This is a genomic window from Dactylosporangium sp. NPDC000521 (assembly GCF_042898305.1).
In the GTDB taxonomy this organism is placed as follows: Bacteria; Actinomycetota; Actinomycetes; order Mycobacteriales; family Micromonosporaceae; genus Dactylosporangium.
The window spans coordinates 12,351-35,852 of the sequence record NZ_JBIAYW010000017.1 but is presented as its reverse complement, the minus strand read 5'-3'; the positions used below and the strand labels follow the sequence as shown (position 1 = coordinate 35,852).

The following is a 23,502-nucleotide window of genomic DNA, read 5'->3' as shown; positions in this document are numbered from 1 at the left end:
AGACATTCGATATGACGGAATTGAGCAGACGAAAAGTCCTGATGGCCGGTGGCGCCCTCGGGGCGCTCGGCGCGCTGAGCGTCGCGACGCCGGCCTGGACCTGGGCCCCCGAAGGGTCGATCGCCGGCGCCGGCGTGGGCGCCGACCCGCGGTGGGTGTGGGACGAGGAGGCCGACCCGCTCGTCGCGTCGCTGCTCGACCGCGGCGGCGTCCCCGAGGTCAACCGGCTGCTGTGGGACTGGACCCGCAACGACCAGCCCACGCCCGCCGGTCTGCCCGCCGACGTGAAGGCGTTCATCGACCACGCGCGGCAGCTGCCGGACTGGGCCGACCGCGGCAAGCTCGAGGCCGCCGCCACGTTCAACAAGTCCCGCGGCCTCTACCTCAACCTGCTCAACGGCGTCGGCGGCGGCATGCTGAGCACCGCCATCCCCAAGGAGGCCCGCGCGGTCTACTACTCCAAGGGCGGCGCCGACATGGAGGACCGCGTCGCCAAGACGAGCATCCTCGGCTTCGCCGTCGGCGCGCTCAACGCCTACCGCCCCGACGGCAACTGCATCGTCAACGCCGTCAAGACCCGCCTCGTGCACGCCGCCGTCCGGCACCTGCTGCAGCAGTCCCCGCACTGGGACGGCACCATCCCGATCAGCCAGGAGGACATGCTCGTCACCTGGCACACCCTGCCGACCTTCGCGATGCGCAAGATGCGCGAGTGGAAGGTGCCGATCCCCGCCGCCGACGCCGAGGCCTACCTGCACGTCTGGCAGGTCACCGCGCACATGCTCGGCATCCGCGACGAGTACATCCCCGCCACGTGGGCCGCCGCCAACGCCCAGTCCGACCAGGTCCTGCCCCGCAACATGGGACCGACCCCCGAGGGCGTCATCCTCACCGACGTGCTGCTCGGCCAGCTCGCCGAGCAGACCAGCCCCGGCAGCGTCAGCCGGCCGCTGTGCAACGCGCTCGCCCGGTACCTCGTGGGCAACCAGGTCGCCGACTGGGACGCCATCCCGCGCGAGCCGGTGTGGGACCCGCTGATCGCCACGGTCTGGCCGCCGCTCGTGAAGTTCCGCGAGGGCCTCATGCCGCTGCCGCTCGTCCCCGCCGCCGCGTGGGTCGTCGACGAGGCGGTCCGCCAGTACATCCTCTTCTACCTCACCAAGGGCCAGGAGACGAAGATCGAGATCCCCACCATCAACCGGCCGTCGTGAGCGAGGGCATCCGGCGGCGGCAGTTCATCGGCTTCGTCGTCGCCGCTCCTGTACTGGTGACCGCCGCATCGCTGGATGCCCCGACGCCGGCTTCCGCCGCTACTGACGTCACCGACATCGTGGACCTCAACGACCTCATGACCGTGGCCGCACTGCCGACGTCGGGGCTGATCTCCGTCGAGGTCAACCCGGACGGCACCGTGTCGTTCGCGCTGCCCCGCGCCGAGGTCGGGCAGGGCATCACCACCTCCAGCGCCATGCTGATCGCCGAGGAGCTGTCCGTGCCGCTGGAGCGGGTGCGGGTGACGCTCGCCGACGCCCGGCCGGAGCTGCTGTTCAACCAGCTGACCGGCGGGTCCAACACCACCATCGCCACCTACACGCCGATTCGGGTCGCCGCCGCGATCGCCCGGACCCGGCTCCTGCAAGCCGCCGCGCAGTCCTTCGGCACCGCCGTGGCCGACCTGACCCTGCGGGCCGGAGTGATCACCGATCGCTCCGGCCGGCACCTCGACATCGGTGCGCTCGCCGTCGCGGCGGCGAGCACCCGCACGACGCAGGTGGCGGTGGAGCTCACCGCCCGCGAGAGCTTCACCGTCATCGGCAAGCCCCACAACCGCGTCGACGCCCGCGACGCCGTCACCGGCCGCAAGCGCTTCGCCATGGACCTCGACGTGCCCGACGCCAAGCCGACCATGGTGTGCCGCCCGCCGACCATCAACGGCAAGGTCGGCTCGGTCGCCAACCTCGCCGCGGTCCAGGCGATGCCGGGCGTCACCCACGTCGTCGTCATCGGCACCGGCGTCGCCGTCCGCGCCCAGACGTTCGGTCAGTGCATCGACGCCGTCCGCGCCCTGCGCGTCACCTGGCGGCCCGGCACCGCCGAGGGCAAGTCCGACCAGACCGTCCGGCAGGAGCTCGCCGTCGCCGAGCTGCCGATCGGGCTGCGGCCGCCGACCCCGGTCGTCGACGCCCGCTTCACCTTCCAATTCCGCAACAACAGCGCCCTGGAGCCCAACTGCGCCATCGCCGACGTCCGCGCCGGCCGCGCCGAGATCTGGTCGGCGCTCAAGTCACCGATTGTCGCCAAACAGGCGATCGCCGCCAAGCTCGGCCTGCCGGCCGGCGCCGTCACCGTCCACGTCACCGAGGGCGGCGGCTCGTTCGGCCGCAAACTGTTCTTCGACGCCGCCCTCGAGGCCGCCGAGGTGTCCCAGAAGATCGGCCGGCCGGTGAAGCTCATGTGGCACCGCGCCGACGACTCCCGCCAGGGCCGCGTGCACCCGATGGCCACGTCCCGGGTGCGCGCCGCGTACCTCGGCAACACCGTCCTCAGCTACGACCAGCGGCACACCAGCGTCGCCACCGACCTCAGCCACGGCCTCGGCGAGATCATCACCGCCTTCGCCGCCCGCCTGCCCGTCGGCGACATCGGCTTCTCCGAGACGTTCTTCCAGCTCAGCCAGACCATGTCCTACGACTTCGGCGTCACCAGCCGGCTGCTCAACGAGACCGACAAGGGCTTCAACACCGGCAGCATGCGCAACGTCTACTCACCCGACGTCACCTGCGCCCGCGAGCTCGTCGTCGACCAGCTCGCCGCCCGCATGGGCCGGGACCCGTACCAGTTCCGGCGGGCCTTCCTGCGCGACGACCGGTCCCGCGCCGTCCTCGACCGGGTCGCCACCGCCGGCGGCTGGGGGCGTTCCCTGCCGGCCGGCGTGGCGCAGGGCATCGCGTTCCACGCCGAGTACAAGGCCGTCAGCGCCGTCCTCGTCGAGCTCGACTGCCGCCCCGCCACCGTCAACCGCCCCATCCGCGACGGCGTCGCCGGCCCGCGCGTCGTCCGTGCGGTGATCGCCGTCGACGTCGGCCTCGCCGTCAACCCGCGCGGCCTGGAGGCGCAGATGATGGGCTGCGTCATGGACGGCATCGCCCTGGCCCTGACGTCCAGCCTGCACCTGCGCGACGGGTACTTCCTCGAGGCTAGCTGGGACAACTACTTCTACACCCGCCAGTGGAACACGCCGCCCGACCTGCAGGTGATCGTCATGCCCAGCACGTCCGACCAGCCCGGCGGCGCCGGCGAGCTCGGCGTGGCCGCGTCGATGGCCGCGGTCGCGTGCGCCTACGGCCGGGCCACCGGCACCATGCCGACCACCTTCCCGATCAACCACGGCACGCTGTCCTTCACCCCCAAGCCGACCGTCCCGCCGATCCCGCCGTCGCCCACCGACGGGCTTGCCTAGGAGCCGCTCGCATGCCCCAGCACACCTTCCGCGTCAACGGTTCGCAGGTCACCGTCGACGCCGCCGACGACGAGCGCCTGCTGTGGGTGCTGCGCGACCTCCTCGGGATCACCGGCCCCAAGTACGGCTGCGGCATCAACGTCTGCAAGGCCTGCACCAGCCACCTCAACGGCCGGGCCGTCAACCCGTGCGCCATCCCGGTGAAGGACCTCGCCCCCACCGACGAGGTCACCACCATCGAGGGCCTGGCCGCGGCCGTCGGCCGCGACCTGCACCCCATGCAGCAGGCGTGGCTCGACCACGACGTGGCCCAGTGCGGCTACTGCCAGCCCGGCCAGATCATGGCCGCCGTCGACCTCGTCCGCCGCACCGCCGCCGAGGGCCGCGACATCACCGACGCGGACCTCGACACCCTGCGCAACATCTGCCGCTGCGGCACGTACCCCCGCATCCGCGCCGCCATCAAGGACGGCGCGAAGCGCATGTAATCCGTCTCGGCGGGTCTGCGGCGACCCCTACTGAGGCGTGTCCGCCGATCCACCCGCGGTGGAGCGCTCAGTGCGGTCCCTTCGGCCGTCGTAGCCGGCCGAGCATGAACACACGGTATTCCGGCGGGAGCGCCACCCCCGGCTCGGCTTCCACCGCATTGAGGCTCGTGGCTGTGGCCGTGATCGGCTCCGAGCGTGGGAAGTCCATTGCTATTCGTCGGGGTCCCAGGCGACGAGCAGGTCGAAGTGGCGGCGGTCGCCGGTGAGAGGCAGCGAGTCGAAGGGAATGCGGCCGTACAGGGTGAGGACCAGTTCGCTGGCGGTGGCCGTCAGGGAGGCGTCGGCCGGGGTCGGGGCGGGGGAGCGGCTGAGGCGGACGCCGTCGGCGGCAAGGGAGAGGCGCCAGGAGCGGCCCTCGGTGGCGTGGTAGTCGAGGGCGGCGGGAGCGTGCGGCCAGCGGTAGGCGCCGGCACAGCAGGTGGCCAGGAACTCCTCGACGCCGTCGAGGGCGACGGCGGTCGGAAGGGGCTCCGGGGCGCCGGTGGTGAGCTGGGCGTCGTACGTGTGCACGGCGACCTCTTGAAGCTGGTGGCGGGCCACGGCGCCGCTGGTCTGCGGGGACTCCGAGGCCGCCCACCAGGTCCAGCAGCCGCGGTCCGGGCCGGCGGACCGCAGCGCGTCCAGCAGCTGCTGGGTCGAGGCGGCCAGCCAGGACAGCAGGGACGCGCGGTCCTGCGGCGCGGGTTCCGCCGGCACGGGCGGCGGTGGGGGAGCGGAGGCAGGGCCGGCGGCGACGATCAGGGCCCACTTCCGGCGGCCCTCACCCAGGTGGTGCGCCAGGTCGAGCAGCGTCCACCCGGGGCAGGTCGGCACCTGCGCATCGAGGGCGGGGGCCGCGGCGACCGCGGCGCTGAAGGCGGCGGACCGCTCGTCGATCAGCCGAAGCAGCTCGGGAAACTCCACGACGGGTGTGTACCACCGGGCGAAGCGGCCGGGACAGCGACTTTCGGGCGCGCCTGCTGAGCTCGGTCGCCCGGCCGCGGACCGTGGTGCTGGCCGGGCCCGGCCCCGACCCGCTTCGACGTGCGCCTGGACGACATCGCGCTGGGGCGGCAGCGGATCGGCTGCTGAACGGGGCACGCCGTTCCGAATCTGAGTCGGGATACCTAGAGGCGATCGGGTAGGGGTGCCGATCCGCGGTGCGGTGCGGGTGCCGAGAATCTGTGGCATGGCATGGGACTGGATCGATGCGTGAGCAGCGGCCGGCGGCTGTCGTCGGTGTGCACGGTATCGGCAACCACGACGACGAGCGGACCGGCGACGACGCCGCCGAGGCGCTGAGCAAGACCTGGACGGAGGCGCTCGCCGCCGGGCTCGGCCCGCACCGGCAGGTTGACGTCCTGGTGGCCTACTACGCGGAGCGGCTGCGTGGGGAGACCCCGCAGGGGTCCGCGGACATCGAGGCGGTGCCCGGTGCGGTCGCCGTGCTGGACCGCTGGGCGCGGGCGCTGGGCATGCCGGCCGAGCAGAGCCAGGGACGGCTGACCCTGCCCGCGCGGTACGTGCTGGATTGGATCGCCCGCAGGTTCGGGCTGGACCACAGGATGGTCGCGTGGTTCGTGACGCGGTACTGCGTGGAGGTCGCCAGGTACCTCGGTGACGAGCGGGTCCGCTCGGCGGTCCGGGACGACGTGCGGCGGGTGATCGCGCAGCACCGCCCGAAGGTGGTGATCGCGCACTCGCTCGGGTCCGTCGTCGCGTACGAGGTCCTCGCGGCGGGTGAGCTGCCACCGGTGGAGCTGCTGGTGACGCTGGGGTCGCCGCTCGGCATGCCGGACGTCGTGTTCGACCGGCTCGACCCGCCACCCGTCGCGGGCCTTGGAGCCCGGCCCGCCGGTGTGCGTCGCTGGGTCAACATCGCCGACCGCGGGGACCTCGTGGCGGTGCCACGGCTGCTGTCGCAGCGCTTCCACGGTGTCGACGCGGACCTTGAGGTGTCGATCGCCGCGTTCGACTTCCACCGCGTGATCCGCTACCTGGCGTGCCCCGTCACCGCGGACGCCGTGGCGCCCTGGGTCGACGCCGCCCGCTGACCGGGGACCTTCCGCAGTGCGTGCTCGAGCAGGCGGATCAGCACGTCCAGCACCGACGCCCGGCTGCGGGCGTCGCACGCGACGACGGGGATCCCGGGCGACAGGTTCAGCGCCGTCCGGACCTCGTCGGTGGTGTGGTGCTGGACGCCGTCGAAGCAGTTGACGGCGACGACGAACGGCACCCCGGCGCCCTCGAAGAAGTCGACGGCCGCGAAGGCGTCCTCGAGGCGCCGGGTGTCGACCAGGGCCACGGCGCCGGCGCTGCCACGGGCCAGGTCGAACCACAACGGCCACTTGCGGGGCTGACCGCCCGCGCTGAAGAGGTAGACGACGAGGTCCTCGGCGAGCGTGACCCGGCCGAAGTCCAGCAGTGCCGTGGTGGTCGTCTTGTCCGGCAGGAAGCGGGTGTCGTCGACCCCGACACTCATCACCGTCATCAACGCCTCGGTCACCAGCGGCATGACCTCGGTGACGGCGCCCACGGCGGTGGTCTTGCCGGCCCCGAAGCCGCCGCCGAGGAAGACCTTCACGGCGGCGGCGCCGCGGGAGGCCACCGGTTCCAGGGTCTGTTCGAAGAAGACCACGCCGTCGCGGGTCACGACCGCCAGGTGCCCGCTCGTGGTGGCGTTGACGCGGGCGATCGGCGCGTCGAGCTGGAAGCCGAGCAGCTCTGGCCCGTCCGGGCCTTCCTCCCGGACGGTGAGCCGCTCGGCGTCGCCCGCCGCGGCGCCGGCGACCAGCGGGCGCCCCTGCAGCACGAACCGGGCGCCGCTGCCCTGCGTCGGCGGTACGCCGCTGTCCAGCGTGCTCCGCTCCACCCGGCTCCGGCCGGACCAGTCGCGGACCTCGACCCGGCCGTCGCGGTGACCCAGCACGGACAGCCCGAGCTCGTCGAGGTGCCGCACGCTCGTCGCCGCAGGGCTGTACCAGACCGGCTGCCAGGCAAGAGGCGGGCGGCACAAGCGCCGCGCCTCGTCCGGGCGGTTGTTGCGGGCCGCCTCCAGCGCGAGCAACTGGCGGCGGTCCTCCTTCCGGGCGGCGATGGCGACCCAGCGGTCCCGGCCCAGCCACGCGACGGGCACGCCGGTGCAGTCGTCGGGGTCGGCGTGCACCAGGAACTCCAGGTCGTCGCGGAGCTGGGGCGATGACGCCAGCGACGCGGCGTGCCGCAGCAGGTACGGCTCGGCCGTGTCCCACCGCCGGCCGCCAGGCGCGGCGGCCAGCGGCTTGAGCAGCGCCTCGAACATCCGTGCGGCGCCGGCTTCCACCGGTTCAGCGGACCCGGCGGTCACCGGGTGCCGCTGGAGATGGTCGGCGAGCCCCTGGTGGAACAGGCGGAACAGCGGTGTGCCATCCGTGTCGGTGGATCGCCGCAGGTAGAAGCCGCCCTCGTCCAGCGCTGAGGCGACCGCTGCCCAGTCCAGCGGCCCGTCGGTGCCGGTGAACGCCGCCGCGGCGCGGCGCAGCATCAGCGCGGGCATGCCTTCGCCGTGCGCGTGGGCGAGGGCGGCGAGCACCGCGCGCAGCTGCGCCGCACCGGACCGGCCCGCGAGGTCGAGCTCGAAGACGTCCGGCAGCGCGCGCGGCACGCCCCACCCGATCCGGGCCGCTTCGTCCGGGTCGTCGACCGGCGTGTGTGCGGCAAGGAAATGGTTGGCGTACAGGCCCGCGATCAGGAACTCGCCCCACCGGTGCTCGTCCGCGCGGTGCGCCTCGCCGGTCAGGCGGGCCGCGACGGCGCGCGCGAAGCGCTGGCGGGCCGCCACGTACCGCTCGTCGTCGTACGGATCGTGCCGGCGCAGCAGATCGCTGACGTAGTCCTCGAGGTCGCGGCGCAGGCGCGTGGCGTCGACATGGTCAAGGTCGATCGTGCCGGCCAGTTCGATCAGGGGCGCGAACTCGGGCCACTTGCGCGCCCCGGCCAGCAGCCGGCAGACGGGGCGGCCGTCGGCCCGTTCGGCGGTCGCGAGCGGCAGCACCAGGCCGTTGAGGAGCTCCTCGTGGCCGATCGCCTCGTCCAGGGCATCCATGACGACGACGGGCGGCTCGTCGGCGTCCCGCAGCGCTGACAGCAGCTCGCGGGCGGTCCGCAGGCCGTGGCCGGGGCCGCCGTAGCCGAGCTGGCGGGCGATCGAGGCGACGATCTCCGGCAGCGCCCGCTGCCGGGCGTGCACCGCGGCGAGCCGGTCGTGCGGCACCGGCACCCGGTGTGCGTGGCTCCAGACGTGCTTCGTGGCCTGCCGCAGCACCGGATGTGCGGCGCACACCAGCATCCCCAGGATGGCCGACTTCCCGGCTCCGGCGCTCCCGGTGAGCACCCGGACCCGCGCTTCGTCGCGCCCGTCGAACCATTCGGCGAGGGTGACCAGTTCGTCCTTGCGGCCACGGAAACACCCGCCATGGTCCGCCGCCGGGCCGCCGAGGCCGCTCGCTGTACGGACGAAATGCCGCGGGTCGAGGCCCTCATCGACGTCGTCGAAGAACGGCGCGGTGCCCGCGTCGACCGCGCCGCGCACCAGGCGCCGGTGTGCTGCGGTGCCGGCCGGGCGGTGATGCGGGTTGGGGAAGAACGGCAGCGTCGGCCGCTCCTCGGCGATGTCGACCAGGCTGCCGAGCACCTCCTGCCGCTGCCCGGTGTCGGCCTCGACCAGGTCGTGCAGCTCGCGGCTGATCTCCACGGCCGCGGTGTCCAGCGGGATCCGGTCGTGCTCCGTGCCCGCCACGGCGTCGCTCGTGGCGAACCTGTTCAGCACGTTGACCGCTGCCTGGGTGAAGCGGCCGTTGAAGGCGAGATCCGACGGTCCGCACGCGGCGAGCGCCCAGGCGCGCCCGCGGGTGCGCCGGTGCGCCACCTGCCAGGGCTGGCGCACCGCGTTCCCGGCGTAGCAGCAGTCGATCAGGAACAGCGTCGACGGCAGGTCCGTGCTGTCGGCGAACGTGCGGACCCATTCGTTGACGTCGTTGACCGAATGGTCCTGCCCGGCGGCGTCGATCACCACGAGCCGGTCGGTGGCGGTGGCCTCGCCGTGGCTGAGCACATACACGATCAGCAGGTCGTCGCGCCCGAGCCCGGTGGCGGCGTCGAAGACCGCCCGGTGTATCGCCGGCCCGATCATCGTGCCGGCCGCCGGGGTCCGGCACTCGTAGCCGAACCGCTGCAGCGCCTCGGCCAGGTCGCCCACCCGTTGCGGCGCGAACGGCAGCGGATCCCGCGGCGGCACCGCGTCGCCGAAGCGCGGGATGCCGATCAGCACAGCACGCCGGATCAGAGCCCGCCCACCTTCCGTTCACCGTCGTCGCGCGGACAGCCTATCGGGCGTCCGGTGTCCCGCGGCGCTGCGACACCGCGCACCACCTCAACCCGGGCGTGTGGACGGCTGGGTGGCGTAGTAGTCGCTGGACCAGCAGTCCGCCTCGGTGCGGTCGCTCACCGGCAGCGCGTCGACCTGGTCGAAGTACCCGGTGATGCCCTCGCGCACCGCGGTCACGCCGGTGGGACCGTGCTCGTGGATCTCCGACGGCCTGGGCAGGGACGAGCCGTCGTAGTTCTTGCCCTCGACCCACGGCTCGCCGGGCACGAACTCCAGGGCGTTCCTCGTCGCGTAGAGGTACTTCGGCCCGTCGGCGATGCTCGACAGGCCCCGGTCGCCGGTGAAGACCGGGCGGACCCGCAGCACCTGCCGCTGACCGCCGGCGCCGGCGCCAGCAGTGCGAAGCCGGCCACGGCGACCGCCGCGATCGTGGCGACCAGCCGGCCCGGGCGGAAGAGCGACTGGGCGCGGATCAGCGAAAACAACGGCTATCCCCGGCAGCGTTCACGCATGGACGACCGGCAGTTCAGGGCCCCCGCTCCGGGCACCGACCGTTCATCGATCCAATTCTTATGTCAAGACTCAAAACACATCCGTCCCGACTCATGTGCGGCAGGCCGCGAGTGGTGGAAGACTTACGATCATGAGCGACTGGAATGACAAGATCATTGAAGAGTTCCGCGCCAACGGCGGCAAGGTCGGCGGCAACTTCGAGGGCGCCCCGCTGCTGTTGCTGCACACGGTCGGCGCCCGCAGCGGCCAGGAGCGGGTCCACCCGATGATGTACCAGAAGGTCGACGGCGGGTACGCCGTGTTCGCCTCCTACGGTGGCGCGCCCACCAACCCGGCCTGGTTCCACAACCTCGTCGCTCAACCGCGGGTCACGGCCGAGATCGGCACCGGCACGCAGCAGCTCGTGGCCCGGGTGACCGACGGCGAGGAGCGGGAGCGGATCTGGACCGCGCAGAAGGCGGCGTACCCGGGGTTCGCCGACTACGAGCGCAAGACCACCCGGCAGATCCCGGTCGTGGTCCTGGAACCCGTCGCATAGCGAACGGAACGGAGGGGCCTGGCCCCTCCGTCTCACCGGCCGGTGCCGCGCAGGCCGCGGTGGACGGCGCGGGCGGTGTACGGCGCTTGCGGTGTACGGCCGAGCTTCACGCCGCGCGCAGGTGCTCCTCCGCGGCGGGTGCCGTCTCGTAGATCATGAAGGTCTGGGCGTCGGCGGTCTCGCAGCGGACCCGGTTGTCGGAGACCCGGCGCAGCCACGTGTTGATGGCCCGGTCCAGGCGGTACGCCTCGATGTTGTGCCGGCAGATGTCCAGCGAGATGACGCCGTCGTGCTCCTCGGCGTGGCGGTACATCGCCTCGATGAGCTTCACGAACATGCCGTGCTCGTGCGTGGGCACCGCGACGAAGCCGCAGTACCAGATCCGGTGCTCGGCGTAGTGGACCGGCCAGCGCCGCGCGAAGTACTCCGGTGAGATCAGCGGCCAGGCGCTGAGCTGGTTGGTGTACGTGGCGAGCCCGAGCAGGACACCGTCGTCGGAGTACACGAGCCACTTCTCGACCCGGCGGTCGAACATGACGTCGTCGAACTCCGAGCGGTACATGAGATGCCGTTGAATGGTGAGCGCATTGAGGTGACGGAACGCGGCCTCGTACAGCTGCCAGGCCTGTTCGAGCTGCTCGTCGACGAGATCCGTGCGAACGTCGATCTTCATCTGACGCCTCCCGAGTACGTTCGGTACAGAACGTGTGTACAGAATGTACGTACGGTTCGAGAGATCGACAATCAGCGAAATTCTCGCCATAAGGGAGGCCACGACCGCGTGTGCAGCACTCCGAGTCCAGGACTCGCGGCCTGGTCGCAGCCCGGGACCCGATCCGGACGCGGGGGAGCGCTCGCCGGGCCGCCCGACGGTGCAGCGCGCAAGGTGCATGTTCCGGACATCAACGGACGCGTTCTGCGCTCCCGCAGCCGAGTCCGGTTGGCTCGAGCACCTTGATGTCGACGACGGTCGTACCTGTGGGATCGACGCTGAGCCAGATGACGTCGATCCCATCCCGCTCCAGCGGAGCAACGTAAGGTCCAGCCGACCCGGCCGGCGCGGTCAGAAGGTTGGTGCAGGTCTTCGCGCAGGTGCAGCGCCCGTAGAACCGCAATTCCCCCACTGTGCCGGCGAGTGGGTGCGACGGATCGTCGAGCCTCAAGAGCCGGTCGACCTCGGCCACGAGCATCGGAAACACATCGGCCATCCGAGGCAGGTCGGCGTCGCTCCCCATGCTGCCGGCGCGGACCTGGCCGTCATCACCCACCTCGGGAGCATACGGCGGTGCTGTTAAGGTCCGCGCATGTCAGGGCTGGGGTATAGGCACCATCGAGAGCTGCTGGTCTCCGACCTCGATGGCACGCTCCTTCGACCGGACGCGACCTTGAGCGCGTTCACGGTCAGCGTGATCAACGAGTACATCGCCGGTGGCGGACTGTTCACCTACGCGACAGCCCGGTCCTACACCTCTGCCGCACGCGTGACCGCGCCGTTGCGGCTGCGGCTTCCGGTCATGACGTACGGCGGCGCGGTCGTCGTGGACCCGGTGACCGGCCAGGCTCGCCAGGCGCAGTTCCTGCCGGTCGCGCTGGTGGAGGAGGTGTTCCGTCTTACCGAGGGTTCACGGCTCGTGCAACCGATCATGTTCGCCATCCGGGAGGGCAGGGACCGTGCCTGCTGGCTGGCTGATCGGATCACACCTGGAGTGGCGAACTTTCTGCGCGCCCGGCCCGGCGACCCCCGGCTGCTGCCCCTGTCCACCCGGGACGACATCGATGCGGCATCGGTGTTCTACGTCTCCTTGATCGGCGACCGGCAGCGGTTGCAGGAGCTGTTCGAGCAGCTCTCTGATCCGCCGCGCGGCTGCCACTTCGTCCTGGCCGAGGACATCTACTCGTCCGGGCAATGGTGGCTGGAGCTGACCTCCGGGACCAAGGCCGCCGCGGTTGCCGCGCTGAAGGCCGAAGTGGCGGCACAAGCGGTGACGTGCTTCGGAGACCAGCTCAACGACCTGCCGATGTTCGCGGTCGCCGACACCGCGCTGGCGGTCGCGAACGCCGCGGCCGAGGTCCGCGCGGCCGCCACCCAGGTGATCGGCGCCAACACCGACGACGGCGTGACCCGCTGGATCGCCGCGGCGACTGGGGCGGCCGAAAGGGTGGGACGCATTGCCTGACGCATCGAGGGTTCCGCTCGTTGACATCACCGCCGACTGGGACATACCAGCCTGGCAGAAGGTGCCGGAAACCATCTGCTCGGCTCTCGAGCGAGGATTCTTCAGGCTTCCTGGTTCTGGAAGTTCTGCGACAGTGACCGTTCCTGGCGAGGGGGAGCACTATTACCTTGGCGAGCAAACCAAATTGCCGGGGTGGACCTTATTCGCAATCTATGGTGTGGCGACCGGCACCGGTATCGTGCGCCACGCCAAGGTGAACGATCCTCTACGCAGGCGTCAGGGTGAGATCCATCTGCGCCCCTCGACCTTTGTCAATAGCACCGTGGCAAGTTTCGCTGCTTGTCTGGACGAGCGTGCTCTACTCGGCAGCAGGCTTCATGAGATATGCGATGTTCCCCTCGCTGAGTGGGACGAGGATACCGGGCACGCGCGCGAGGTCGACGCGTTGACCGGCAGCACCCGGCGCATGCTTGAACTGGACTCGCGGGTATTCGAAGATTGGCGAAACTTCTGGTATCTCGAGATTGGAACGCTGTGGGATGAGCTGATGAGTGGCGGACTCGAACGCTTCGAAGCAATCGTTGCAAATTCGTCTCCGTAGTGGGTGCACCGACACGTGAGCCAGCCATCGCATCGCCAGCCATGGAGCAGAGCCACAGCATGCAGGCCACATTCCGGAATCCGGTCAACGACGTCGATGTCTCCATCGCCGTCTCGACAGCGGCCGAGGTGCTGGTCGTGGTGGATCGGGCCCGCCGACTCTACGACACCCAAGGCGCCAGCCTGCTGCCCGGCGTCAGCCTCTGGCGCACCGCCGATGACCCCGAAGACTCACTCTGCCTGGTCGTCGCACCAGACGCCTGGGCCATCGTCCACACCGACAACGACTACTTCCAGACCGTCACGCGCCGTCAGTCGCACTTGAACGGACAGTGCAGACGTGCATACTTCGACGACGTCCTTGACATCCCGACGGCCTGCTTCATCCCCACGGCATTAGCGGTCGAGACCGTCGCCAACTGGATGGAAACCGGCGACCTGCTTCCCGCGGCCGGATTCTCCAACGACCTCTTCAGTTGACCGCCACGACCACACATCACGCCAACTCCACCCCCAAGCCAGCCATCAGACCCACCAGCACACATCAATCATCGTCAAGATAACGATCCCGGGCTGGACGACTGGCCTCGGTCCTTCGTCTGGCGGTGACGCTCGCCGGCCTGGCAGCCGATTCCAGGCATCGTCCTGGACGTTATCGAACAGTGATGTTTGCCTCTGGTTGGAAAAGGGAACCGAGGCGCAGGTGCAAGGGCGGGTGCTCGGAGGGCGGTACCACCTCGACGAGGTGCTGGGTGTGGGTGGCATGTCGACGGTGTGGCGTGCCCACGACGTGGTGCTCGGGCGGGACGTCGCGGTCAAGCTGCTGTCGGGCCGGCACGCCGCTGACGCCGGCTCGCGGCGGCAGATCCGGGTCGAGGCGCGCGTCGCCGCCGGGCTCGCGCACCCGAACGTCGCTCAGGTCCACGACTTCGGCGAGACCGTCGAGGACGGGCAGCGGACGCCGTACATCGTGATGGAGCTGGTGCCGGGTCCGACGCTGCACCAGCGCTTCGCCGGCGCGCCGCTCCCGCCGCCGCTGGTGTTCCGGATCTGCGCCGAGGTGGCCGCGGGGCTCGCCGCCGCGCACGCCGAGGGTCTCGTGCACCGCGACGTGAAGCCCGCCAACGTGATCCTCGCCCCGACGGGGGCGAAGGTCGTGGACTTCGGCATCGCGGCCGGGTTCGGGGCCGCCGAGGAGGACGACCTGCTCGGCACGCCTGAGTACCTGGCGCCGGAGCGGATGACCGAGGACGCCGTCACGCCCGCGTCCGACGTCTACAGTCTCGGGGTCCTGCTGTACCGGCTGCTGGCGGGCCACCTGCCGTGGACCGCGTCCGGGTCGGCCGGCCTGCTCCAGGCGCACCTGAGCACACCGCCGGCGGCGCTGCCGGCGTTACCGGGCGTGCCGGCGGAGCTCGCGCAGCTGTGCGAGCGGTGCCTGGCGAAGGATCCGGCGGACCGGCCGACCGCCGCCGAGGTGGCCGCCATCCTGGCCGCGGCCGCAGTGCCCGTCCCGGCAGGCACACCCGGCGGGCCCGATCCTGGTGCGGACGGTGCCGCGGCGGCCGTTGCGGCGCCGGTACCCGTAGCGGCCGTGACCAGTGTCGCCGCGGTGGACGGGCCGGGCGTTGCCGGGCGGCGCCGGACGAGGCTCGCCGCCGGGCTGGCCGGGGCGACGGCCGCGGGGCTGCTCGTCTGGCTCGTGGTTCCGGCGGCCGACCACACCGCATCGACACCGGCGCAGGCGGAGGCCGGCGTCCAGAACCCGGCAGCACCCGCGAGCCGGTCCTCCGTCGAAACCGCCACAGTTGCCAGCGCATCCGGTAGCCCCGGCACGTCGGGGGCGTCGGTGGCGCCGAGTCCGTCGGCGCGGCCGGTCGGCGGCGCAGGGCCCAGTGTCACGCCGTCTTCACGGGGCAGCGGTGCGCCGACGAGCGCGGCCCCGACGAGTGCGGCTCCGACGAGCGCGGCGCCGCCGCCCGGCCCCGGTGCGGCGGAGACGTTCGCATCCGAAGGAGGGACGGTCCGGGCCCGGTGCGCCTCGCCGGGCGTCGCGGAGCTGCTGTCGTGGGCGCCGACGGCCCCGTTCCGGACGGACTGGGTGAGCGCGGGGCCGGCCTCCGCCGCGACCGTCACCTTCGTGCACGGCAACCGGACCGTCGGCATGACCGTCACGTGCGATGGCCTGGACCCTCGCTCCGGGACCACCACCAGCGGCGGCTGACGTTTCAGCGCGCTTTCAGCGCCCACCGGCACGGTTTTCCTCATCAGCACTCCGAACTCCGGATCGAGGGAACCGAACACATGAAGATGCGCAACCTTGCCGTCACCGCCGCCGCGGCCACCGTCCTGCTCGGCACCGCCGGGGCGCAGGCGTCCGCCGGGACCGGGTCCGCCCCGGAGGTGCCCGCCGCGGTGCAGGTGCCGGCCGGCAACGTGCTCGTCGGGGCGTTCCTGGCGCGTGGCGTGCAGGTGTACCAGTGCGCCGGCGGCACCTGGTCGTTCGTGGAGCCGGCGGCGAACCTCGCCGGCTGGGCGAAGCGGCCCGGCACCCTGTCCACCGCCGTGCACTTCCGCGGCCCGAGCTGGGAGTCGACCGACGACGGTTCGCTGGTGGAGGCGAAGCCCGTGGCGTCGTCACCGGTGCCCGGGTCGATCCCGCAGCTGCTGCTGCAGGCGACCCGCAACCGCGGCGACGGCGTCTTCGGCCACGTCAGCTACGTCCAGCGCCTGTCGACCCGCGGCGGCACCGCCCCCACCGGCACCTGCGCCGACGGCGCGACGACCGGCGTCCCGTACACCGCCGACTACCGCTTTTACCAGCCCGCCGCCTGAACCACACCGCGCGCCGCCCGCCGCCGACGCGGGCGGCGCACGCGGGGCTGGCGGGTGCACGTCGTGGACGACAATGCCGTCGGTCAGGGGCATGGTCGAGGGTGGCCCTCGGCGACAGACGCCTGCACGGTGTGGATGCGGGTGCCGTCGAGCGAGTCCAGGCAGGATCGTCGCAGGGGGCTGTCCGGGCGGTCGGTCAGGGGAGTGGGGACCGCGGGGTCCGGGGTGCCTGGCCGCTGAGGGCGGCGCGGCAGCCGGCGAGCAGTTGCTCGTCCTCGGTCACCCAGCCGCCGGACGCATGGAACCGGCGCGGCGAGGCAAGCTCGGCCCGCAGCAACGGCTCCAGCACGCCGGCGAGCGCGCCATCGGTGACGGCGGCGGCGATCCTGGGCCGGGTGGCGGGGTTGCCGCGCCATGCGCCGCTCAGCGTCGGCGCGACCAGGTCCGCATCGCCGGTGAGCCGCCACAGCGTGAGCGCCGCCCCCAGCGGCTTCCACCAGGTCCCGTCCCGGACGTCCAGGAACGCCGCGACGGCGGGTGCGGCCGAGGCCGCGGCGGCACCGATCGCGCCGAGCTCCCGCACCGCCGCCGCGGCCGCCGGCCCGTCCAGCCGCACGGTCAGCAGCGGGACCGCGTCCGGCGAACCTTCGATGTGCCACAGCGCCCCGGCGGCCGCCACGGCGAGCGCCGCGTCGTCGCCGACCGCGGCGACCCGGAGTGCCGGCACCGCTTCGACGGCGGCCGCGCCGATGCCGCCCAGCGTCGTGGCGGATGCTTCGTCGATCGGCGTCGCGAGCAGCCACGGCACGGCCGCAGCCGCCGCCGGCCCGGACGCCCGCAGCGCGGCGTGGATGCTGGACCACCCGAGTGGGGCCGGCTCGCCGGCGCGATGGGCCGGCAGGGCCGGCACCACCGCCGCGACGATCCGGTCGACGTGCCGCGGGTAGCAGGCGAGCAGGTCCCCGATGTAGCGCGGGAGTGCCGCCAGATCCAGCGCGGTGAGCAGCAACGGCAGCGCCCGCTCGTCGCCCAGCCGGGCCAGGATCTCCAGCGTCGGATGCAGGCCGGGCGGGCCGAACCGGCTCGGGACGGTCCACGCCGGCCACCCGTCGCGCCGCGGCCGGGCGTCCAGCGCGGCCACCGCCGCCGCCACAGGCTCGACGACGACGGCGGTCAGCGGCAGCCAGTGCCGCATCGTGACGGCGGCCTGCCCGCCGACCCGCGGATCCGGGTGAGAGAGCCGCTCCCCGAGCAGCCGGAGCAGGCCGGCGTGGTCGCCGCGCCAGCCCTCGACCAGCTTGATGACGCCGTGCAACGCGTCGCCGGCCACGTCGGCGTCCGGCGAGCGGAGCAGCCGCGCCAGGATCGCGGCCCGCTCGGGCACGCGCGGGCCGAGGGCGTCGGTGAACCGGTCGACCATCCGCGCCGCGTGCGGCACCCGCCGGTCCGTGCCGCGCAGGGTGTCGGTGGTGAACCCGGCCTGCTCGACGGGCGCGGACGCTTCGGCGTACGCCCGCTCCAGCAGCTCGGCGGCGCCGTCGAGCGGCACGAGGGCGGGATCGGCACGGGCGGCGGCGGTCAGCGCGACGGCCGCCGTGAACGCCTCCGGCGCCGTGGCGGCGACGCTGAGCAGGTGCTCGACGACACCGTCGCAGACCGGCAGCAGCTTCGGCAGCTCGGCCCTCAGGCCGGGGTCCGGGTCGGTGACGAGATCCAGCAGGCTGGGCGCGGCCGCGTTGACCAGCTGCCGGGCCTGCGCCGTCCGCGCGACCGTCGCGGCGAACTCCTCGTCCTCACCGGGATCGTCGAACGGCCAGTACTCGACGGCGCAGATGCTCGCGAGGAGTCCGGCGATCCCGTCCCGGCCCGGGATGCCCGGCGTGGTCAGCGCCTCGATGAGGAACGGCACCGCCGCGACCGTGCGGTCGTGGACGTCGCCCTGGTCGTGAATGCTCTGGTACACCGCGTCCAGGGCGGCCTCGCGCGCCTCGGGGTCAGGGTCCATCAGCCGCCGCAGCAGCCCGGGTACCTCGTGGGCTGGGCCGTGCGCGTGCCGCATCGCCGACCAGTCGACGTCGTCCAGTCCTTCGTACACCCGCCGAAGCGTAGATCTCCGCCGCGTGGTGAGCAGGTAAGTGCCGGGTGATGCCGAACAGTCAGGTCCGCGCGTCGCCGGGCCGGTGGGAGACATGATCGAGGCGGCGCCACGCGACCAGGTACGCGTCGGCGACGGCGTCCTCCGCGTGGCTCGGATGGACCCGCCGCTGCGCGAAGCGCGGGGTCTGGTCGTACAGCGTCCGGACACGTCGCTCGCCGCCGCTCACGCCGCTACCTGTCCGGTGGCGCCGCCGGGGTCACGTGCGCCGCCAGGTCCTTCACGGCCGCGTGGAAGGCTGTCAGGGCGGGTGCCGGCGGGGTGTCGCGGGTGACGGTGACCAGGCGGCGCCGGAGGGTGGACTCGGCGAGGTCGCGGACGGCGAGCGCCGGGTCGCCGGGCGGCAGGGCGAGGGGCGGCATCAGGGCGACCGCGGCGCCGACCCGGACGAGCTCCAGCTGCACGTCGGCGTCGTTGGAGCGGTGCCGCACGTCGGGCTCGTAGCCACCGAGCGCCCGGCAGGTGCCGAGGACCATCGCGTGGTGCCCGGTGCCTTCGGCGGACGCGGTCCACACGTCGTCGCGCAGCCGGGCGATCGCGACCGGCCCGCCGTCCACGGCCAGCGGGTGCGCCGCCGGGAGCACCACCCGCAGCGGCTCCTCGAGCAGGACCGCGAAGCGCATCCCGGCCGGGCGTGGCCGTGGATGCCCGTCGTACTCGTCGCCGACCACCAGGTCCACCGTGCCGAGCCGCAGGCCGGGCAGCGCCTGCTCGAGCTCCAGCTCGGAGATCTCCACCCGCACCCCTGGCCGCTCGGCCCGCATCCGGGCGACGGCGGGCACGAGCAGCCGCCGCGCCGCGGACTGCAGGCCGCCGGCGCGCACGGTGCCGCGGATGTCGCTGCCGAGCGCGGCCAGGTCGGCCTCCGCCGCCTCGGCGGCCGACAGCAGCACCCGCGCGTGCCCGGCGAGGAGGCGGCCGGCGTCGTTGAGCCGCACACCGCGCCCGGCCTTCTCCAGCAGCGGGGTGCCGACGTCCTTCTCCAGCAGCGTCAGCTGCTGGGAGACCGTCGACGGGCTGTAGCCCAGCGCGGCGGCGACCGCGGCGAGGGTGCCCCGCTCCTCGAACTCGCGCAGGAAGCGCAGCCGGCGCAGATCCAGCGCGACCATGCGGGAATCCTAACGAGTCAGCACCGGGAATCGTCGCTGGACCTGCACGGTGTCATGGTCAACGCTCGACGCATGGGTCCGGCACTGTGTCTCGTCTCCGCGGCGTGCTTCGGCGCGCTCGCGATCTTCGGCAAGTTCGCCTACGACGCGGGGGTCTCGCCCGGGGCGCTGCTGCTGGTCCGCTTCGTCCTCGCCGCCGCGCTGCTCTGGCTCGTCCTGCTGCTGCGCCCGGAACTGCGCGGTGCCCAGCCGACGCGGCGCGCCGTCGGCACCGCGCTCGGGCTGGGCGCGATCGGCTACGCCGCCCAGGCGAGCCTGTTCTTCGCGGCACTGCGCCTCATGGACGCCTCGCTGCTGTCCCTGATCCTGTACACGTTCCCGGTTCTGGTGACCGTCGCGGCGGTCCTGCTCGGCCGCGAACGCCTCACCCCCCGCCGCGGGGCGGCCCTCGTCGCCGCGTCGGCGGGCACGCTGCTGGTCCTGCTCGGCACCGGCAGCGTCAGCTTCCACCCGCTCGGCGCGCTGCTCGGCTTCGGCTCCGCGGTCGTCTACACCTGCTACATCCTCGTCGCCGACACCGTCGTGCACCGGATGCCGCCCGTGCTGCTGGCCGCACTGGTGATGACGGGCGCTGCCGGTACCCTCGCCGCCAACGCCATGCTGAACGGCGGGATCGACCTGAGCTTCGCGCCGGTGGGGTGGCTGTGGCTGGGCTGCATCGCGGCCGTCTCGACCGTCGCGGCCATGCTGGCGTTCTTCGCCGGCCTCCAGCGCACCGGCCCGTCCACGGCCGCGATCCTGTCCACGTTCGAGCCGGTCGTCACCACGGCCCTCGCCGCCGTCCTCCTCGGCGAGTCTCTCACCCCGGTCCAGCTCACCGGTGCAGCCCTCGTGCTCGCCTCCGCCGTCGTCCTGCAGACAGCGGCCCGCAGGGAACCTGCCGATTCGCCCGTCGCCGCAACGGTGGCCGACTAGGTTGGGCGGTGATGGACAGCGATGACTTCTGGCGGCTGATCGACGGCGTCCTGGACCTGCCGTTCGACGCGCGGGCGGCCCGGCTGGTGGACCTGCTCGCCGTCCGGGCGGAGGGCGACATCACCGGCTTCGAGGACCGGCTGGCGGAGGCGCTGCAGCGGCTGGACACGCCGGCGCACGCCGTGGACCACGGTGACGCACTTCTGTACCTCCGCTGCGCCGCGGTGCTGTCCGGGTCGCGGGTGTACCGAAGCGTCGTCGAGGATCCGCCGTCGCTGCGCCATCTGGTGGACGTGGAGGCGGAAGAGCTGCTGTTCGTGGCGTCCACCGCTTACGAACGGGCGACCGATCGGCCGTGGGAGCACAGGGCGCCGGTGAGCTACGAGACCGGCACCAGCCCGGCGTGGGGCCGGCCCGTCGAGGACGACACCACCGGGTGGCAGCCGGCGTGGCTGAACTGGTCCGGCGGGTATGGCCTCGGCGTCCAGATGAGCCCGGAGTACGAGCTGACGCAGCTGCGCCTGATCGACGCGCTGGACGCGGGTGCCGAGTGGCGGCAGTGGTGGAGCGCCGCGCCGGCACCGCAGGCGGACATCATGTTCATCATCGACTGGTCCAGCCGCGAGCAGACGAAGGTCCGGAAGGGCGCAAAATCGTGCGGGCCGAGGTGGTCCGCGACCGGCACGGGTTCGCCAGTGCCCCCGGCGCCACGGAGCCGGAGAAGGCCCGCGACGACCTGCTCGCGGTGCTGACGATCACCGCGGAGCACATCCGGATGCCGGCGATGCCGCCGTTCCCGCCGATCCCTTCGCTGTCCGACGAGGAACTGCGCAACCAGCGTCAGGGTCACGAGGAGTCCGCCGCGATCGAGCGCATGGCCGCCGAGATGGTGGCCCGTCACCTCGGCCCAGGCGTGTCGGGCGGCATGCCCTGACGGGTATCTACACTGCGACGATGCCGATCACCCGGGGCGAGGCCCGACCGATCACCCACTACGGCACGCCGGTGCTGCACCGCCGGTGCGCCGACGTCACCGACTTCGGCGAGCCGCTCGCCGAGCCGCTCGACGACATGTTCGCCTCCATGTACGCGGCGGAGGGCGTCGGTCTCGCCGCCAACCAGATCGGCGTGGACCTGCGGGTGTTCGTCTACGACTGCCCCGACGACGAGGGCACCCGCCATGTCGGGCACGTCGTCAACCCGCAGCTGCAGGCGGCGTCCGCGCTCGCCGGGACGGACACCGGCACCGAGGGCTGCCTGTCGGTGCCGGGCCCTCGTGCCGAGGTGCCGCGGGCCGCACGCGCGACGGTGACCGGCTTCGACCGGGACGGCGCGCCGATCACGGTGACCGGCACCGGGTTCTTCGCGCGGTGCCTGCAGCACGAGTGCGACCATCTGGACGGCACCGTCTACGTCGACCGGCTCCCGGCGCAGCAGCGCGACCGGCTGCTGCGGGAGGCCGGGCTGCCGAGCAGATGACGCTGACCAATTGACGCTGACCAATTGACGCTGACCAATTGACGCTGAGCAATTCACGCTGAGCGAATGACGAGAGGGCGGGCCCGGCGATGCCGGGCCCGCCCTCTCGTGGCGGACAGGTCAGGACCAGGTGCCGCCGGCCCAGCCGTCGCTGGACCAGGTGCGGCCCGACCAGGTGCCCGCCGACCACGTGCGGCCGGACCAGGTGCGGCCGGACCACGCGGGGTCGTTCCAGCCGGCGGCGGCGCTGCCGGCCCACGGCGCCGCGGACCACGCCGCCGACGCCCACGTCTTGGACGCCCAGGACGTGCCGGTCCAGTCGTTGCCGGCGATCTGGTAGCCCAGCCACGAGCCGCCGGACCACGACGGCGTGGTCGACTTGGCCCACTGGGTGCTGTTGAACGAGCCCCAGATGGTGCGCTCGCCGGTGAGCTTCACGCCGTCGAGGGTGAGGCTGCTCGTGCCACGGGCGCTCTGGATCGAGCCGGTGCCGCTGGACGGCTGCAGCGCCGGCGCGGTCACGGTCGTGCCGGTGCGGGCGAGCGCGCCGTTGACGTTGAGCTCGGCGAGGCCGAGGGTCTTCGCGGTGCCGATGCCGAGCGTGGTGGCGCCCTTGACGAGCCAGTCCTTGACCTGGCCGGGGGTGGCGGTCGGCTTCGCCTGCAGCACCAGCGCGGCGGCCGCGGAGACGACGGCGGTGGCCTGCGACGTGCCGCTGCCCTTGAACAGGGTCTCGCCGACCCGCGCCGACGGGTAGAGGTTGTCGACGTTGGAGCCGGGGACGCGCAGCGACGCGATCGACGTGCCGGGGGCGAGCAGGTCCACCTGACCGGCGACGCCAGCGGTGGTGGTCGAGGCCAGGTTGGTGAACGTGGCCAGGGTGTCGTCGGTCGTGGTGGTGGTGCCGTTGGTGGCGGTGGCGCCGACGGCGAGGACCCAGTCGTCGATGGCCGGGTTGGTCAGCGCGCCGGCCGCGTTGCCGTTGTTGCCGGCCGCGGCGACCACGACGATGCCGGCCTGCCACGCCTTCTCCACCGCGAACTGCAGCGGGTCGGTCCACGTCTGCCCGGCGCCGCCCGAGCCGTAGGACAGGTTCAGCACCTTGATCGGGTTGGCGGCGTCGTCGTTGCGGTGCGCGACGACCCAGTCGATCGCGGCGATCATCTGCGTCACGTCCACGGCGCCGGTCGACGTGCCGATCTTCAGCGAGGTCAGCTTGACGCCGGGGGCGATGCCCTTCGTGCCGGTGGCGGTGTCGTTGCCGACGATGATGCCGGCCATGTGGGTGCCGTGGCCGTAGGTGTCGAGGTAGCGCAGGTTCGCCGCCTGCGACTCGAACGACAGGTCGGGGCCGTTGACGATCTGCGCCGCGGGCAGCCCGGGCACCGCTGCCACACCGGTGTCGATCAGGGCCACGCCGACGCCCTTGCCGGTCAGTGTCGCCGCGGTGCCGGTGTCGGCGCCGATGACCGACCGCACCTGCGCCAGGGTGGTCGCCGACGCCGCCGTGTCCGCGGCGTTGACGACCGCGTGCGCCTGCCCGGCGGTGAGGGTGACCGCCGCCGGCGCCAGCAGCGCGCCCGCCGCGGCGGCCCGCAGTCTCTTGGCGATGTTCACGGTATGGAGCTCCGTCCTTGGAGGTGATCTTTCGACCTCCCCACCATGACCGCCGCCGGTTGCGGCACCACTGTTCGCGGCGGTGAACTGTCCGGCCACCCGACACGAACCACCCGCTTGGTGTCCGCCGGTTGGTTCGACGCTCACCGATC

Annotated in this window: 23 protein-coding genes; 14 read left to right on the top strand and 9 right to left on the bottom strand. The window is 72.5% G+C overall.

Annotated elements, in window-relative coordinates; translation table 11 throughout:
* Positions 1-11 precede the first annotated feature (11 nt).
* The 3 genes from ACFY3L_RS39595 to ACFY3L_RS39585 are packed head-to-tail and all read left to right on the top strand — an operon-like array spanning position 12 to position 3,948.
* Positions 12-1,211, top strand: a complete 1,200-nt coding sequence (locus ACFY3L_RS39595; protein ID WP_389336618.1) for an oxygenase MpaB family protein — start codon at positions 12-14, stop codon at positions 1,209-1,211.
* Positions 1,208-3,460: a molybdopterin cofactor-binding domain-containing protein gene (locus ACFY3L_RS39590; protein WP_389336615.1), complete on the top strand. Its 2,253-nt coding sequence runs from the start codon at positions 1,208-1,210 to the stop codon at positions 3,458-3,460. Before ACFY3L_RS39595 ends, ACFY3L_RS39590 begins: the two co-directional genes overlap by 4 nt.
* Positions 3,461-3,471: 11 nt before the next feature.
* Positions 3,472-3,948, top strand: coding sequence for a (2Fe-2S)-binding protein (locus ACFY3L_RS39585; RefSeq protein WP_389336612.1), 477 nt, complete (start codon positions 3,472-3,474; stop codon positions 3,946-3,948).
* Between the two features lie 210 nt (positions 3,949-4,158).
* Here ACFY3L_RS39585 and ACFY3L_RS39580 read toward each other — a convergent pair whose 3' ends face one another.
* Positions 4,159-4,911 carry a maleylpyruvate isomerase family mycothiol-dependent enzyme gene (locus ACFY3L_RS39580; RefSeq protein WP_389336609.1) on the bottom strand — a complete coding sequence of 251 codons (753 nt, stop codon included), beginning with the start codon at positions 4,909-4,911 and terminating at the stop codon, positions 4,159-4,161.
* A gap of 284 nt (positions 4,912-5,195) precedes the next feature.
* Here ACFY3L_RS39580 and ACFY3L_RS39575 point away from each other — a divergent pair, with 284 nt between their 5' ends.
* Positions 5,196-6,041 (top strand): hypothetical protein, encoded by an 846-nt coding sequence (locus ACFY3L_RS39575; protein ID WP_389336606.1) that lies wholly within the window; start codon positions 5,196-5,198, stop codon positions 6,039-6,041.
* On the opposite strand, the gene ACFY3L_RS39570 is transcribed toward ACFY3L_RS39575, so the two are convergent.
* Together ACFY3L_RS39570 and ACFY3L_RS39565 are read right to left on the bottom strand one after the other, a co-directional pair.
* Positions 5,981-6,604, bottom strand: coding sequence for an ATP/GTP-binding protein (locus ACFY3L_RS39570; RefSeq protein ID WP_389337043.1), 624 nt, complete (start codon positions 6,602-6,604; stop codon positions 5,981-5,983). The genes ACFY3L_RS39575 and ACFY3L_RS39570 overlap by 61 nt on opposite strands.
* Positions 6,605-9,397: 2,793 nt before the next feature.
* On the bottom strand, positions 9,398-9,718 hold the full coding sequence (locus ACFY3L_RS39565; RefSeq protein ID WP_389336603.1) for a hypothetical protein: 321 nt from the start codon (positions 9,716-9,718) through the stop codon (positions 9,398-9,400).
* Between the two features lie 277 nt (positions 9,719-9,995).
* Here ACFY3L_RS39565 and ACFY3L_RS39560 point away from each other — a divergent pair, with 277 nt between their 5' ends.
* Positions 9,996-10,403 carry a nitroreductase family deazaflavin-dependent oxidoreductase gene (locus tag ACFY3L_RS39560; protein ID WP_389336600.1) on the top strand — a complete coding sequence of 136 codons (408 nt, stop codon included), beginning with the start codon at positions 9,996-9,998 and terminating at the stop codon, positions 10,401-10,403.
* A 106-nt stretch (positions 10,404-10,509) separates the two neighbouring features.
* Here ACFY3L_RS39560 and ACFY3L_RS39555 read toward each other — a convergent pair whose 3' ends face one another.
* Together ACFY3L_RS39555 and ACFY3L_RS39550 are read right to left on the bottom strand one after the other, a co-directional pair.
* Complete coding sequence (locus ACFY3L_RS39555; RefSeq protein WP_389336597.1) at positions 10,510-11,076, bottom strand: hypothetical protein; 567 nt, start codon at positions 11,074-11,076, stop codon at positions 10,510-10,512.
* Positions 11,077-11,305: 229 nt separating this feature from the next.
* On the bottom strand, positions 11,306-11,671 hold the full coding sequence (locus tag ACFY3L_RS39550) for a hypothetical protein (protein ID WP_389336594.1): 366 nt from the start codon (positions 11,669-11,671) through the stop codon (positions 11,306-11,308).
* A gap of 36 nt (positions 11,672-11,707) precedes the next feature.
* Between ACFY3L_RS39550 and ACFY3L_RS39545 the strand changes: the two genes are divergently transcribed.
* The 5 genes from ACFY3L_RS39545 to ACFY3L_RS39525 all read left to right on the top strand — a co-directional run bounded on the left by ACFY3L_RS39545 (position 11,708) and on the right by ACFY3L_RS39525 (position 16,015).
* A complete protein-coding gene (locus ACFY3L_RS39545; protein WP_389336591.1) occupies positions 11,708-12,580 on the top strand; it encodes an HAD hydrolase family protein in 873 nt (290 codons plus the stop codon).
* Positions 12,573-13,181, top strand: coding sequence for a hypothetical protein (locus ACFY3L_RS39540; RefSeq protein ID WP_389336588.1), 609 nt, complete (start codon positions 12,573-12,575; stop codon positions 13,179-13,181). The genes ACFY3L_RS39545 and ACFY3L_RS39540 overlap by 8 nt, the downstream gene beginning before the upstream one ends.
* Before the next feature lie 41 nt (positions 13,182-13,222).
* Complete coding sequence (locus tag ACFY3L_RS39535; protein ID WP_389336586.1) at positions 13,223-13,660, top strand: hypothetical protein; 438 nt, start codon at positions 13,223-13,225, stop codon at positions 13,658-13,660.
* A gap of 235 nt (positions 13,661-13,895) precedes the next feature.
* The gene (locus ACFY3L_RS39530; RefSeq protein WP_389336584.1) at positions 13,896-15,404 is read left to right on the top strand and encodes a serine/threonine-protein kinase; all 1,509 of its coding nucleotides are present in this window, start codon (positions 13,896-13,898) and stop codon (positions 15,402-15,404) included.
* An 80-nt stretch (positions 15,405-15,484) separates the two neighbouring features.
* Positions 15,485-16,015 (top strand): DUF3455 domain-containing protein, encoded by a 531-nt coding sequence (locus ACFY3L_RS39525; protein ID WP_389336582.1) that lies wholly within the window; start codon positions 15,485-15,487, stop codon positions 16,013-16,015.
* A gap of 196 nt (positions 16,016-16,211) precedes the next feature.
* Here the strand turns inward: ACFY3L_RS39525 and ACFY3L_RS39520 are convergent, their stop codons facing one another.
* From ACFY3L_RS39520 to ACFY3L_RS39510, 3 genes are all read right to left on the bottom strand, one after another.
* On the bottom strand, positions 16,212-18,110 hold the full coding sequence (locus ACFY3L_RS39520; RefSeq protein ID WP_389336580.1) for a hypothetical protein: 1,899 nt from the start codon (positions 18,108-18,110) through the stop codon (positions 16,212-16,214).
* A 61-nt stretch (positions 18,111-18,171) separates the two neighbouring features.
* The gene (locus ACFY3L_RS39515; RefSeq protein WP_389336577.1) at positions 18,172-18,339 is read right to left on the bottom strand and encodes a hypothetical protein; all 168 of its coding nucleotides are present in this window, start codon (positions 18,337-18,339) and stop codon (positions 18,172-18,174) included.
* 4 nt (positions 18,340-18,343) lie between these two features.
* A complete protein-coding gene (locus ACFY3L_RS39510; RefSeq protein WP_389336575.1) occupies positions 18,344-19,279 on the bottom strand; it encodes a LysR family transcriptional regulator in 936 nt (311 codons plus the stop codon).
* 72 nt (positions 19,280-19,351) lie between these two features.
* On the opposite strand from ACFY3L_RS39510, the gene ACFY3L_RS39505 reads away from it, so the two are divergent.
* The 4 genes from ACFY3L_RS39505 to def are packed head-to-tail and all read left to right on the top strand — an operon-like array spanning position 19,352 to position 21,733.
* Positions 19,352-20,254: a DMT family transporter gene (locus ACFY3L_RS39505; RefSeq protein ID WP_389336573.1), complete on the top strand. Its 903-nt coding sequence runs from the start codon at positions 19,352-19,354 to the stop codon at positions 20,252-20,254.
* A gap of 11 nt (positions 20,255-20,265) precedes the next feature.
* On the top strand, positions 20,266-21,006 hold the full coding sequence (locus tag ACFY3L_RS39500) for a DUF4240 domain-containing protein (protein ID WP_389336571.1): 741 nt from the start codon (positions 20,266-20,268) through the stop codon (positions 21,004-21,006).
* A complete protein-coding gene (locus ACFY3L_RS39495; RefSeq protein ID WP_389336569.1) occupies positions 21,000-21,188 on the top strand; it encodes a hypothetical protein in 189 nt (62 codons plus the stop codon). Before ACFY3L_RS39500 ends, ACFY3L_RS39495 begins: the two co-directional genes overlap by 7 nt.
* Positions 21,189-21,208: 20 nt before the next feature.
* On the top strand, positions 21,209-21,733 hold the full coding sequence (gene def / locus ACFY3L_RS39490) for a peptide deformylase (protein ID WP_389336567.1): 525 nt from the start codon (positions 21,209-21,211) through the stop codon (positions 21,731-21,733).
* A 120-nt stretch (positions 21,734-21,853) separates the two neighbouring features.
* On the opposite strand, the gene ACFY3L_RS39485 is transcribed toward def, so the two are convergent.
* Complete coding sequence (locus ACFY3L_RS39485) at positions 21,854-23,350, bottom strand: S8 family serine peptidase (protein WP_389336564.1); 1,497 nt, start codon at positions 23,348-23,350, stop codon at positions 21,854-21,856.
* Positions 23,351-23,502 lie beyond the last annotated feature (152 nt).